Source organism: Bacillus sp. VA15 (assembly GCF_055721145.1).
The window spans coordinates 205,217-217,612 of the sequence record NZ_JBVQPQ010000007.1 but is presented as its reverse complement, the minus strand read 5'-3'; the positions used below and the strand labels follow the sequence as shown (position 1 = coordinate 217,612).

The window sequence follows — 12,396 nt, the reverse complement described above, 5'->3', positions numbered from 1 at the left end:
GTATAGTTCATGCTTAGTTAAAAGGGTAGGTGGTATTATGAGAAATAAATCTTTAGGAGAAAATATCCGCCGCCTTAGAAAAGAGAAAAAATTGACATTAACTGATGTTTCTTCTAGTATCGGAATTTCTCATAGTTATCTTTCAAGGATAGAAAGGAATTTACAAAAGCCTTCACTTGATGTTATCGAAAATCTTTCTGCTCACTTAAATGTACCAAAATCAGATCTCTTCCCAAATGATATTCAAAATTTAGATACCCCAAAAAGCAGATTATTGAATGATTTAATCGAACTCAACATAACAGAAGAAGAATTACAAATGGTTATAAAATATTTAAAAGAATTACGTGAATTGAAAGAAAGGCACTTGAAGAACTAAACTAAACTGCCTTTCTTTTTTCATGACTCTGCTCTTTTTCACAGTTTATATCCTCTTTTAATTTCTCTGTTAGATTTTCAAAGTTGATTTTCATATTGAATCCCCCAATTTATATGGAACATATGTTCTATTATATTTTAATTTTGTTTCAAAACAAATACCTTTGAAGCAATTTCCTGTTTTCGTTTTTTTTGAAAACAGGAAATTTCCCCAAAAAGCACGAAAGACGTTGCCATTTCTGGCAGCGTCTTTTAGATCATTTTTATACTTTTTGGGTGTTTCATTTACATGCCTACTCTTACTTCACTTACTTGAAACCCTGCACTTTCAGAATGAGACTGAAGTGCGTGCCCTGTTAATACAAAGGTCGTCAGTAAAGCACAAGCAGCCATTAAGCCTAGCATGAACTTTTTCATAGCAAACACCCCCTGACTCTTAAAGTTTAAAATTAAAACCATTTTTTATCAAGTCAATTTTGGGTAAATTTGCCCTGAAATAGTCCCTCTTCTCAGAAAAGTAGTGTAAAGACAGCAATAACTTTTCTGAAGACCTTTCTTTGATACCGTCAAATAATAAGGCATATTTATTATAATAGTTGTCAGAATAAAAACTTTCCAGCGATTTATTTTCTGATAAAAATTCAACAAACTTTGATACTTTGTATTCCTCTGAAATCTCTTTATTCCAATAATGCTGTAATATTGCAATCTCTTCTTTGTTTTGAACCATTTCATCGGCCCTATCAGGGAACTGTTCATATAGTTTAATACACTTGGAATAATAATAAATTGACTTAGAATATGACTCTGTCATATATGACAGGGCTAGTATATAGAACGCAGTTATATTATGATTCACGCTTAGATTTCTTTTTAGCAACCGTTCAGCTAGTTCCCTTGCTTTTATAAGATCGTTTTTTTGCTTCAAGTAAATATTGGCTGACACTTCATCAATACGCGCACTGAAGGCGATTTTTAAAAATGGATCATCTATAGATTCAATCATTTTTCTTACAGTGTCTATATAATAAATTGTCATGTCAAACCTATTATTATAAAAATAACCGTACATTTCTAGGATATACAGTAAAGTCTTCATTTCAGTTGAGTAAGGAGTGAAACACTTCAACTCTTCTGTATACTCGAATTGATTAAATGCACCCCTAGATTTTAATATCCATAAATAGATATTGGCCCACTCTTCTCTCTCTTTATCCATATGTAATCTTTCTCTTGTAAGGACCTCGATAACGTCAAACATTTGCTTAGAGTAACAATATTCTAAAGCTACAGCAAAGTTCTTTTTCTTAATGCCTGACAGACAATACCTTTTCATCAATGCTGCTTCATTTCCAAAATCCAAGTAACGAACAATCTCTCTTACCATCCAAAAATTTATCTCTTTTCCATTGAGAAATTTGCTCAGGTAACCTTCGCTTATACCTATTTTAGAAGCGACGGTGCTTTGTCTTTCTCCTGATGATTTTATGAGTTCTTTTAGATGCACTCTTATGTCTCTTGTTGCTACTGTGTTCACAATAATCACCTTTTCAACTCAAATTTAACATAAGTGCAAAAAGAATATTGTCGAATCATGACGAAAATATTTAGAATTTTGCAATATTTTAGAAGAGAAATATTCCCCTACTTAATTATACCATATTTGTAATAAAAAGTATTGAATTTTCCGTCTATTTTCGCATGAAATATGTAAACTTTTCTTTTCAAGTTTTAAATCCAGTGCTATCTTAATAGTATTATTTCACTATGCAATAGTTATTTTTTAGAAAGGTTGAATGATATGCCTGTATATAAGGACGAGAAACAAAACTCTTATTACTTTATTTGTCGTGTACCCCAAAATGATGGAAAGGTAAAACAAGTAAAGCGCCGAGGGTTTAAAACCAAAAAGGCAGCAAAAGAGGCAGAAGCAGAAATGCTCCTATTTAAGGATTCCGGATCACGGATCACGTTCAAAGAAGCTGCAGAAAGTTATTATGTTTGGTATAAGGCCCGACGAAAAACGTCATCCGTAAATGTCATTAAGAATATTCTTTTCAATCACTTGATCAAGGAATTCGGTAACATGAAAGTGGAATCCATAACACCTAAAAATGTTATGATGTATCAAAATAAAATCATTGATCAATACGCTCCTGACTTTTTGAAGAAAATTCATTCTACCCTCTCCGCTGTTTTCAATTTCTCAACAAGGTTTCATAACACGAAAAACAACCCGGCAAAAGTCGCCGGCAATTTTGAGGTAGAAGTGAATAAACGTTTGAATTACTGGGAGTTCGATGAATTTAAGAGGTTCATTTCGGTGGTAGATGATCCGATGTATAGAGCATTTTTTTCAACTCTATATTTTAGTGGAGCTCGTAAGGGTGAATTGCTGGCATTAACCTGGGCGGACGTTGATTTTGAGAACAATCATATTGACATAAATAAGACAGAATACAATCGAGAAATAACCAAACCCAAAACAAAGTCATCAATCCGGGTTATCCTCATGCCAAAACAAGTCATGGACCAATTAAAAGACATAAAAAAAAGCGCTGAAAACATAGCGCCAGTTAAATCAGATTATAGGGTTTTTGGTTCTTTTTATGATAGCATAGCGACCAGCACAATTGACAGACGCTACGAAAAATATCTTAAAAAATCAGGAGTTAAAAAAATAGTGCTCCATGAATTCAGACATTCACATGCATCATACTTGATCAATAAAAGATGCAATCCTTTGGTCATCGCTCAAAGGCTGGGGCATAAGAATGTTGCCGAAACATTGAACACGTATAGTCACCTTTATCCGTCTGCACAACATGAGGTTATTGGCTTTATGGAAAACGAAAAATTTTAAAAGTGTTACCAAAATGTTACCGCAGTGCCCTCAAAAGCTTTAAAAGCCTTGATAGCACTGCGGTTTCAAAGTATGTATGGAGACGGTGGGAGTCGAACCCACGTCCAGAAACATCGATTACTTAAGCGTCTACGAGCGTAGCCTACATATTTATGGTTTCACTCATCTTCTTGCCTGCGGGCGGGCCTTCCGAGAGCTAGTCTGTTCATCTCTTCTTACGTTCTCAGACGGGAACGCAAGCGTAGCCTACTTGGATGTGCTCTTCACAGACACATAGGCAATGTCAGGAAGAGCTCGCTGCGCTTATTAGGCAGCTAATGCTACGTTTTGGTTAAAACTGTTAGTTTTGCCAGTTATATTTAGTGCGTGTTTACGAGATCGCCTCTCGGCTCGCAGCTCAAGCTCGATCCATCCCTGTCGAATCCGTAACGTCCCCTTGTTATAAGGGAAATACGGGAGAAAATATCAAGCTCTCACTCAAACTGGCTATAGTCTTATTATAACATGATCACGTCTCTTTTCAATTGTCAAATCCTTCAAAAGAAAAGCGTTATGATTTGTTCGTGAACACAGTATAGCACAGGCCTGATTTTTGAATCAAGCACTATGCCTTTAGAAGCCTTTTTGACTGTCTCTGAACGCTCTTTCGATTTCACGCTTCGCGTCCTTGCGCTTCAGGTCTTCCCGTTTGTCATAGTTCTTCTTCCCTTTTCCAAGGCCGAGAAGCACTTTGGCAAAGCCGTTTTTCAAATACAGCTTCAGCGGAACGAGAGAATAGCCTTTTTCTTTTGTTAATCCGATCAGCTTATTAATCTCCTTGCGGTGCATTAACAGCTTTCTCGTCCGGAGCGGATCGTGGTTATAGCGGTTTCCCTGCTCATACGGGCTGACGTGCATATTGTGGAGAAACACTTCTCCCCGTTCGATTTTGGCGAAGGAATCCTTAAGGTTTACGCGGCCGGCGCGAATCGATTTAATTTCGGTTCCTTGCAGAACGATGCCTGTTTCATAGGTTTCTTCTATAAAATAATCGTGATTGGCTTTCTTATTTTGAGATAATACTTTTCCTGACCCTTTTGGCATGCCAGAACCCCCTCTCTCTAAGGAAAAACTGTCCACCTTTTGCGATACGCTCTATTTTACCAAATGACACGTACTGCTACAATGAAAAGCTGTTTCCGAAAGAAAGCAAATAGAGCGCTGCGGCCCTATTTGCTGGTTGAGCTGCTATTTCTTCTTTTTCCGTTTCTGTTTCGGCGCGTTTTGAAAGCCGCGTTTTTTCTTTTTCTTCTTCGGCTTAGTGAACCACTCCCCTTTTTCCTCAGACGGAGCTGGAGAAACAGGTGTATTGGTGCTTTGGACGCGTTTTCTGGCAGGTTTTCCGCGTTTTCGGCTCCGGCTGCTGTCCAGTTCTCTCGGACGCCGCGGAGAGCCCTTCATGCCGACAATTTCAAAGTCGATGTTGCGCTCGTCTTTGTTGACATCGACGACCTTGACTGTGATTTCATCCCCGATGCGGAAGACGTTGCCTGTCCGCTCGCCGATCATCGCAAAATGCTGTTCGTCAAAGCGGTAGTAGTCATCCGTCATAAAGCTGACGTGGACGAGTCCTTCGATTGTATTCGGCAGCTCGACAAACATTCCGAAGTTTGTCACAGAGCTGATCATGCCGTCAAACTCTTCACCGATTTTATCAAGCATGTATTCCGCTTTTTTCAGATCATCCGTTTCACGCTCGGCGTCAACTGCACGGCGCTCCATCGTTGATGTATGTTCGGCGATATCCGGCAGGCGTTCAGCCCACTTTTCCTGTGTCGCTTCATCGACCTTGCCGTTGATTAAATACGTTCTGATCAGACGGTGGACGATTAAGTCCGGGTAACGGCGGATCGGCGATGTGAAATGCGTATAGAATTCTGTTGACAGGCCAAAGTGCCCCAAGCTCTGCGGGTCGTATTTCGCCTGTTTCATCGAACGGAGCATGACAGTGGATATAACTGTTTCTTCAGGTCTGTCACGCACAGCGTCCAGAATGCTTTGTAACGCGCGCGGATGAATATCTCCTGCGGTTCCTTTCACCACATAGCCAAAGGTCGTTACGAACTCTAAAAACTTTTGCAGCTTTTCAGCATTCGGCTCTTCGTGAATCCGGTATATAAACGGTACGTTCATCCAATGGAAATGCTCCGCTACCGTTTCATTCGCCACAAGCATAAATTCTTCAATCAGCTTCTCGGCGACTGAACGTTCCCTGATGACAACGTCTTTAACCGCGCCTTCATCATCGACAAGCACTTTGGCTTCTTTGAAATCAAAATCAACGGCGCCGCGGTTCATCCGCTTATCGCGCAGAATTTGAGCCAGACGCTCCATGTCTTTGAACATTGGAACAAGAGGCTCGTATTTTTGTTTCAGCTCCTCATCATCGTCAACAAGAATTTTATTCACATCTGAATACGTCATTCTTTCCGTTGTTTTGATGACACTTTGGAAGATCTCGTGCTCTGTCACCTGTCCCTGACTGTTAATTGTCATTTCACAAGAAAGTGTTAGGCGGTCAACCTTTGGATTTAAGGAACAAATGCCGTTTGACAGTCTGTGCGGAATCATTGGGATGACACGGTCAACCAAATACACACTCGTCCCTCTTTCGAGCGCTTCTTTGTCAATCGGCGAGTTTTCGGTTACGTAATGGCTGACATCAGCAATGTGAACGCCAAGCTTGTAGCTTCCGTCATCAAGCTTTGTCACGGTAACTGCATCATCCAAATCCTTCGCGTCCGCACCATCAATGGTGACAATCACCTGGTCACGGAGATCACGGCGGTCTTTCAGATCTTTTTCATCAATTGTGTCAGGCGTACTTGATGCCTGTTCCATCGCATCAGCAGGAAATTCTCCCGGCAGGCCGTGCTTATGAATAACGGATAAAATATCGATCCCCGGGTCATTTTTGTGGCCGAGAATGGTTTCTATTTCGCCCTCTGCGTTCATGCGGCCTTCAGGATAGCTCGTCAGCTTGACAACAACCTTATGCCCTTCCGCAGCTCCGTTTTTCCCGTTTTTCGGGATAAAGATGTCACTCGTGATTTTTTTGTCGTCCGGAATGACAAAGCCGAAGTTTCTTGTTTCTGTATACGTACCGACAACCCGCTGAATCGCTCTTTCTAAAATGCGGATGACGGTTCCTTCCTGTCTGGAGCCGCTTGACTGTGAATTCAGACGAACCATAACGATATCGCCGTTCATTGCCGTATTCAGCTCAGTAGGCGGAATAAACACATCGCTTAACGACGTATCCTCAGGCAGTAAAAAGGCAAATCCTTTTGCATGTGCTGAAATCTTTCCTTTTATTAAATTCATCTTCTCCGGAATGCCGTAGCGGTCGCTTCTCGTCCGTACGATAAGCCCTTTTTCTTCCAAGGCGACTAACGCTTTGACGAGCTCTTTAAACTCCTCGGCTTCCGTAATATTTAACATCTCCTCAAGTTCCTGAACGGTCAGAGGTTTGTACGCCTCTTCCTTCATAAACGAGAGAAGCTTTTCCATAAATGCTTCTTTTTCCATTATCCGACCTCCTGTTGATTACCAATCGAGCTTCTCTAAAAATTCATACACATCCTGATGGACGAGGTCACGTTCTTTGTCGAGCGTAATGGCATGGCCTGATTCCTCGTACCATTTCAGCTGTTTATCGTCAGTTTCCACTTCATTGTAAATAATATTAGCACTTTCGGTATTAATCATGTGATCATGACGGGCCTGCACCACAAATGTCGGTGAATAAATCATATCGACATTATTCCGCACATCAGCAATTAAGTCTTGCAGCGCCTTGAGGGTATTCATCGGCGTTTTTTCGAATTCCTTCATTTCCTCTTCAATTAGCCCCGGGCTTTTCCCCTCAAACTTTTTGTAATTGCGAGCGTATGAAAGAACGCCTTGATACATGACCTCTTCACTCTTAATATGCATCGGTGCGCACATTGGGACAATTCCCTTTATGGGTACAGTGTAACCCAATTTCAGCGAAAAAACCCCGCCAAGCGACAGTCCGCAGGCAGCGATGCTCTCATAGCCTTCAGATTTTAAGTATTCATAGCCATCCATCACGTTTTTCCACCAGTCTTCAGGCCCTGTATGTACCAGTTCTTCAGGGGGAACGCCATGTCCTTCATATTGAGGCGCGTGGCACGTATAGCCCCGTTCATTCAAATAACGTCCCAGCATTCGTACGTCCGCTGTATTTCCCATAAAGCCGTGCAGCAAAAGCACCGCTTTGTCTCCGCCTTTAAATGTAAATGGTTTTGGTGTCACAACTTTCATGCTCATGTCTCCCTTTCTATCTGCACGATCATTTTAGTTTTCCACAGTTTGATCAGAAAAAAACGCTCTGAATATCACCAGAAACGTGAAAAAGGCCTGACTTCACATCAGACCTTATACAAACATTGCCCTATAGGATATAAGCAAGCGCAATCGTTAACACGAAAAACAAGACTGCCAGCACAACCGTGATGCGGTGCAAAATCAAATCAAGACCTCTTGCTTTTTGTTTCCCGAAGAGCTGCTCCGCTCCGCCTGAAATCGCACCAGATAATCCGGCGCTTTTACTGGATTGAAGCAAAACGACAATAATAAGTGCAATGCTGACGATAACCAATAAGGTAATCAAAACCGCGTGCATCCCTCACACCTCCAGACTCACTGGCCTACATTACTTCTATTTTACATGAAAAGGGTTGGCATGTCACGCTGTATCAGACGCCAAAAGGCGGGATAAGACGTATTATCTTGGTTACCCTATTCATATGAAAAGGTCAAAAGGAGAAAAACAATGCCCCTTATCAGCATAGCCAGCAGAAAACATCTTTATTATGAGGAATATGGACAGGGAATTCCTATCATTTTTATCCATCCGCCGGGCATGGGACGCAAGGTTTTTTATTATCAGCGCCTTCTCTCCGAGCATTTCAGGGTGATTTTTCCCGATTTAAGCGGCCACGGCGACAGTGATCACGCGGATCAGCCCGCCTCTATTTCTTATTACGCAAACGAGATCGTGCAATTCATAGACGCTCTGCACATTGATAAGGCTGTGTTATTTGGGTATTCCGCAGGCGGCTTAATTGCGCAGCATATCGGCTTTACCCGCCCGGACAAAGTATCTCATCTTGTTCTGTCCGGCGCTTACCCCGCTGTTCATAACGTAATCGGAGAGAAGATTCACAAGACGGGGATGTATCTGCTCGAGAAAAACGCCGGTTTGCTCATCAAAATCCTTGCTGTCAGCCACACAAAAAACAAAGAACTTCGAAACCTATTAACAGGCCATATGAAAAAAGCGGACCTTGCCCATTGGCATCAATATTATCAGGATTCGCTCCGCTACAACTGCATTGAACAGCTGCCTCATTTACACATGCCAATGCTGTTTATGTATGGCGGCCTTCGAGACTGGACCTTCTCAGCCTCAGGCTATTACCGCAAAGCTTGCAGCCATGCCGAATTTTTCAGATTGGAATATCAGGGGCATCAGCTGCCGACAAAACAATATAAAACATGCAACGAACTGGTGACAGGGTTTGTGTTGACACATCATTCATAGGGATAGAAAACGCTTGGTCTCCTTGCGTTTTCCGCTGTTTATTGACTTTTGTCAATAAAATCATAGTAAAAAAGATCCTCAAATTTCAAATTAAAATAGTGAAGCATTTTACCGATCACAAGCTGCCCCGGCCGTCTTTCTCCATTCAGCACGCGGCTCAGTGTGGCGGGTGAGACTCCGATTTCCAGCGCAAGCTGATTAAGGGAATAATCGTTATTGACCATATACTGCAATACATAATCACGTCTAATCTGTATCTTTTCTACTGGCACTTTCCTCACCTTCCATTCCTGGAAAACTTTTTTCTATACTTTTACATTACGGCTTATGTTAACTTTTGTCAATACTTTTCCAGCCTACCTATTCCCTTTAGTCAATAAACATACTAAAATATGAGTAACAGTGAGGGACGGGGTGAGATACATGGAAAGCTTCGGCGAACAATTGCGGGCATTGCGTGAAGAGAGAAAATTAACAGTCAACCAGCTGGCGACTTATTCAGGCGTAAGCGCAGCCGGCATCTCCAGAATCGAAAACGGCAAACGGGGCGTTCCCAAACCTGCCACCATAAAAAAACTGGCGGAAGCTTTAAAAATTCCTTATGAAGGGCTTATGTATAAGGCAGGTTACATTGAAGAAGTGCATGAAGCCAGGGCTCCTTATGAAACGAAGTGCAAGCTGCTTGAAAAAGCGGAGGCCTATGACCTGAAAAACCTTGCTCTTCTTGAGAACGAAAAGTGGCAATATCTCAATAAAGAAGATTTGCTCATGCTGGATCATTATTTTTCGTTTATTTCAGACGAAGCCAAAAAACGGTCTGCTGATGACTAACCCTTGATAGAAATGTGAGGCGATCACCATGTCACCGTTCGGACAGCAATTACGAGAGCTGCGCCGCGCCCGCAAACTGACAGTGAATCAGCTTGCGGTGTACTCAGGCATCAGCTCCGCCACCATTTCCAAAATTGAAAACGGCAAGCGGGGCACGCCAAAACCTGCCACTATCAAAAAATTGGCGGCCGTACTGAAAGTTCCCTACGAAAACCTGATGGCTGCCGCAGGCCATATTCGGGCCTTTCCAGAAGAAATCCGCGAAGCTTCGGAAAGCTATCAGTCCATATATGAAATTTATCAAACGGCTGTCACTCGAGGAGCGGAGCACCTCCCGATTTTCAATAGCCAAAAATGGGGATATCTCTCAAAGCAGGATATTGAAAATCTCAGCAAATACTTCGATTTTTTAGCCTCGGAAGCAAAAAAACGAACCTCTTCTTCATAATCCCCTGTATCTCTTTCTGCATTTTATCAATCACGCTTGCATACCTTCCCTCGTTATTTGCGTTATAATAATGTCAGACGAGGTGAAAAGTATGAACCAATCAGAAATGTGTCCTAGATTTGAAAAAGCAGTCGACATCTTGAGTAAACGCTGGGTCGCTTTGATCGTATTTCAGCTCTTGAACGGGTCGCAGCGATTTAGCGAAATTGAAGCAGCACTTCCAAATCTAAGCGGCAGAGTTCTGTCAGAACGGCTGAAAGAACTTGAGCTTGAAGGAGTGGTGAAGCGGGATGTCATCCCTGAAACTCCGGTTCGCATCGAATATTCATTGACCGATAAAGGAAAGGCGTTAGCCCCCATTTTGGGTGAGATTTCTAAATGGGCGACGGATTGGATTGACCCTTCCTTTCTTGACTAATTGCTAAAACGGTTCTGATCTCAAAGGCGAGAAAAGAGCCGTTTTTTATTTTTCATTTTCCAGGTAAAAAAACGATTTCTCAGCCGATATATAGTACATCCACACACATTACGATTTTAAAGGAGACCACTTATATGCGACTGACGATTTCCCGCAAATTCAGCCTGGTATTTTTGACACTGATCCTGATCAATTTACTTGTCGGCGGAATAGGCGCTTTTAATATGCAGCATATCATTCAAAAGACAGATGAAATCAACACAAAATGGATTGACGGCATCAAAGAAATTACATCGATTAATTATTTGACCGAGCATCTCTCTTCTAAAGAAAAGGATTTTCTGATTTTCACAGACAAAAGCAAAATGGATACGCTTGATCAAGAAATGAATCAGATCCTTGAAGACATCAATCAAAAGCTTGATAGCTACGAAAAAACGATTTCCAATGATAAAGAACAGAAACTGTTCGAGGAGCTTCAAAATGAAGTGAATACCTATGCTGATATTCATGCGCAAATTATAGAAAGCGGCCGCACGAATGACATGGACAAAGCAAGAGGTTTATTGGTTCAGACTGAGGCCAGCTTTGAGAATATGAAAAAATCAGTCACTCAGCTCGTTGACTTTAATAAAAAAGGCAGCAACACAGCGGTAAAAGAAACGAAGGATGTATACCATAAAGGGCTCATTTACACGGCTTCGCTTGTGGCAGCTTCGATCATTATCAGCATTTTCATCTGGCTTTATATCACGCGAAACATTGTAAAGCCTATCATTCGTATGAAGGAATCTGCCAATCATATTGCCGAGGGAGATCTGTCGAGTGACATAAAGCCGCTCAATTCAAAAGACGAGCTGGGTGATCTGAACGAAGCGCTGCAAAAAATGGTAGGCAATCTGAGAGATATTGTCGGATACTCCAAAGAAATATCAAGCCGGGTGCTTTCTTCTTCACAAGTGCTGGCAACTGCAACGAATGAAACAAGATCCGGCAGCAAACATATTACCGAGACGATGAACGAAATGGCTGAGGGCTCTGAACAGCAGGCCCAAGACGCGGTGACAATTGCCGAATCAATGAATGAGTTTACAGAAAGCATTGATAAAGCCTATAATCACGGCATCACAATCAGTGATACGTCTCAAAACGTTCTCGAACTCGCAGTGAGCGGAAACGAAAATATGGATACGTCATTACAGCAAATGAAAACCATCCATCATATCGTTCAGGAAGCCGTGCATAAAGTGAGATCACTGGAACAGCATTCTCAGGATATCAACAAGCTCGTTCAGGTCATCAACGGCATTGCCGAGCAAACGAATTTGCTGTCACTTAACGCTGCGATTGAAGCTGCCCGCGCAGGAGAAAGCGGCAAAGGCTTCGCTGTTGTGGCAGAGGAGGTCAGAAAGCTGGCTGACGGCGTTTCTGATTCCGTGCAGGATATTACCCGGATTGTCAACGGCACACAGCAGGAAATCTACACCGTTATTGAATACTTGGAAAGCAGCTTTACAGAAGTCGAAAAAGGAACGGAAAACCTGACAGACACCGGACAAGCTATGCAGCATATCAAACAGTCCGTCACTCATGTTGCAGACAGCATTAAGGAAGTAACGGATGGCCTGAAGCAGTTAACAAACCAATCGATTACCATCAATCAATCGATTGAAAATATCGCTTCTGTATCTGAAGAGTCGGCCGCCGGCATTGAAGAAACATTTTCAATTACCGAGCAATCCGCCCATTCCATGGATCAAGTGCTCCAGAATGCCGAAGAGCTTGAGCAGCTGGCGAAAGAGCTTAATGAGAAGATGAATCAGTTTACCATTTAAAAATAACCCACGTCC

Annotated in this window: 14 protein-coding genes and 1 other RNA gene; 7 read left to right on the top strand and 8 right to left on the bottom strand. The window is 42.0% G+C overall.

Going from position 1 to position 12,396, the window contains the following annotated elements:
- Positions 1-37 precede the first annotated feature (37 nt).
- Positions 38-379, top strand: coding sequence for a helix-turn-helix domain-containing protein (locus AC0DBE_RS17670; protein ID WP_472963063.1), 342 nt, complete (start codon positions 38-40; stop codon positions 377-379).
- A gap of 284 nt (positions 380-663) precedes the next feature.
- Here AC0DBE_RS17670 and AC0DBE_RS17665 read toward each other — a convergent pair whose 3' ends face one another.
- Positions 664-795 carry a hypothetical protein gene (locus AC0DBE_RS17665; RefSeq protein WP_472963061.1) on the bottom strand — a complete coding sequence of 44 codons (132 nt, stop codon included), beginning with the start codon at positions 793-795 and terminating at the stop codon, positions 664-666.
- Positions 796-814: 19 nt separating this feature from the next.
- Positions 815-1,915 carry an AimR family lysis-lysogeny pheromone receptor gene (locus tag AC0DBE_RS17660; RefSeq protein WP_472963059.1) on the bottom strand — a complete coding sequence of 367 codons (1,101 nt, stop codon included), beginning with the start codon at positions 1,913-1,915 and terminating at the stop codon, positions 815-817.
- Between the two features lie 264 nt (positions 1,916-2,179).
- Between AC0DBE_RS17660 and AC0DBE_RS17655 the strand changes: the two genes are divergently transcribed.
- A complete protein-coding gene (locus AC0DBE_RS17655; protein WP_213409738.1) occupies positions 2,180-3,241 on the top strand; it encodes a tyrosine-type recombinase/integrase in 1,062 nt (353 codons plus the stop codon).
- Positions 3,242-3,315: 74 nt separating this feature from the next.
- On the opposite strand, the gene ssrA is transcribed toward AC0DBE_RS17655, so the two are convergent.
- The 5 genes from ssrA to secG all read right to left on the bottom strand — a co-directional run bounded on the left by ssrA (position 3,316) and on the right by secG (position 7,928).
- Positions 3,316-3,677, bottom strand: a transfer-messenger RNA (tmRNA) gene (gene ssrA / locus AC0DBE_RS17650).
- 176 nt (positions 3,678-3,853) lie between these two features.
- On the bottom strand, positions 3,854-4,324 hold the full coding sequence (gene smpB, locus AC0DBE_RS17645) for an SsrA-binding protein (RefSeq protein ID WP_003220025.1): 471 nt from the start codon (positions 4,322-4,324) through the stop codon (positions 3,854-3,856).
- 144 nt (positions 4,325-4,468) lie between these two features.
- Positions 4,469-6,808 carry a ribonuclease R gene (gene rnr, locus AC0DBE_RS17640; protein WP_472963057.1) on the bottom strand — a complete coding sequence of 780 codons (2,340 nt, stop codon included), beginning with the start codon at positions 6,806-6,808 and terminating at the stop codon, positions 4,469-4,471.
- 18 nt (positions 6,809-6,826) lie between these two features.
- On the bottom strand, positions 6,827-7,567 hold the full coding sequence (locus tag AC0DBE_RS17635; protein ID WP_152024355.1) for an alpha/beta hydrolase: 741 nt from the start codon (positions 7,565-7,567) through the stop codon (positions 6,827-6,829).
- Positions 7,568-7,697: 130 nt separating this feature from the next.
- On the bottom strand, positions 7,698-7,928 hold the full coding sequence (gene secG, locus AC0DBE_RS17630) for a preprotein translocase subunit SecG (RefSeq protein WP_003220028.1): 231 nt from the start codon (positions 7,926-7,928) through the stop codon (positions 7,698-7,700).
- Between the two features lie 150 nt (positions 7,929-8,078).
- Here secG and AC0DBE_RS17625 point away from each other — a divergent pair, with 150 nt between their 5' ends.
- Positions 8,079-8,849: an alpha/beta fold hydrolase gene (locus AC0DBE_RS17625; RefSeq protein WP_061187923.1), complete on the top strand. Its 771-nt coding sequence runs from the start codon at positions 8,079-8,081 to the stop codon at positions 8,847-8,849.
- Positions 8,850-8,887: 38 nt separating this feature from the next.
- Here AC0DBE_RS17625 and AC0DBE_RS17620 read toward each other — a convergent pair whose 3' ends face one another.
- Positions 8,888-9,121, bottom strand: coding sequence for a helix-turn-helix domain-containing protein (locus AC0DBE_RS17620; RefSeq protein ID WP_003220031.1), 234 nt, complete (start codon positions 9,119-9,121; stop codon positions 8,888-8,890).
- Positions 9,122-9,272: 151 nt separating this feature from the next.
- Between AC0DBE_RS17620 and rghR the strand changes: the two genes are divergently transcribed.
- The 4 genes from rghR (at position 9,273) to AC0DBE_RS17600 (ending at position 12,381) form a co-directional block, all read left to right on the top strand.
- Positions 9,273-9,680, top strand: a complete 408-nt coding sequence (rghR, locus tag AC0DBE_RS17615) for a transcriptional repressor RghR (protein ID WP_003220034.1) — start codon at positions 9,273-9,275, stop codon at positions 9,678-9,680.
- 28 nt (positions 9,681-9,708) lie between these two features.
- Complete coding sequence (locus tag AC0DBE_RS17610) at positions 9,709-10,128, top strand: helix-turn-helix domain-containing protein (RefSeq protein ID WP_061187922.1); 420 nt, start codon at positions 9,709-9,711, stop codon at positions 10,126-10,128.
- Positions 10,129-10,219: 91 nt separating this feature from the next.
- The gene (gene catR / locus AC0DBE_RS17605) at positions 10,220-10,546 is read left to right on the top strand and encodes a catDE operon transcriptional regulator CatR (RefSeq protein WP_003220037.1); all 327 of its coding nucleotides are present in this window, start codon (positions 10,220-10,222) and stop codon (positions 10,544-10,546) included.
- A 134-nt stretch (positions 10,547-10,680) separates the two neighbouring features.
- Positions 10,681-12,381: a methyl-accepting chemotaxis protein gene (locus tag AC0DBE_RS17600; RefSeq protein ID WP_087987526.1), complete on the top strand. Its 1,701-nt coding sequence runs from the start codon at positions 10,681-10,683 to the stop codon at positions 12,379-12,381.
- The last annotated feature ends 15 nt before the right edge of the window (positions 12,382-12,396 follow it).

Coding starts and splice junctions, on each gene's coding strand:
- AC0DBE_RS17670 (WP_472963063.1), top strand. CDS start 38: ATGAGAAATAAATCTTTAGGAGAAAATATCCGCCGCCTTAGAAAAGAG.
- AC0DBE_RS17665 (WP_472963061.1), bottom strand. CDS start 795: ATGAAAAAGTTCATGCTAGGCTTAATGGCTGCTTGTGCTTTACTGACG.
- AC0DBE_RS17655 (WP_213409738.1), top strand. CDS start 2,180: ATGCCTGTATATAAGGACGAGAAACAAAACTCTTATTACTTTATTTGT.
- smpB (WP_003220025.1), bottom strand. CDS start 4,324: ATGCCAAAAGGGTCAGGAAAAGTATTATCTCAAAATAAGAAAGCCAAT.
- rnr (WP_472963057.1), bottom strand. CDS start 6,808: ATGGAAAAAGAAGCATTTATGGAAAAGCTTCTCTCGTTTATGAAGGAA.
- AC0DBE_RS17635 (WP_152024355.1), bottom strand. CDS start 7,567: ATGAAAGTTGTGACACCAAAACCATTTACATTTAAAGGCGGAGACAAA.
- secG (WP_003220028.1), bottom strand. CDS start 7,928: ATGCACGCGGTTTTGATTACCTTATTGGTTATCGTCAGCATTGCACTT.
- AC0DBE_RS17625 (WP_061187923.1), top strand. CDS start 8,079: ATGCCCCTTATCAGCATAGCCAGCAGAAAACATCTTTATTATGAGGAA.
- rghR (WP_003220034.1), top strand. CDS start 9,273: ATGGAAAGCTTCGGCGAACAATTGCGGGCATTGCGTGAAGAGAGAAAA.
- AC0DBE_RS17610 (WP_061187922.1), top strand. CDS start 9,709: ATGTCACCGTTCGGACAGCAATTACGAGAGCTGCGCCGCGCCCGCAAA.
- catR (WP_003220037.1), top strand. CDS start 10,220: ATGAACCAATCAGAAATGTGTCCTAGATTTGAAAAAGCAGTCGACATC.
- AC0DBE_RS17600 (WP_087987526.1), top strand. CDS start 10,681: ATGCGACTGACGATTTCCCGCAAATTCAGCCTGGTATTTTTGACACTG.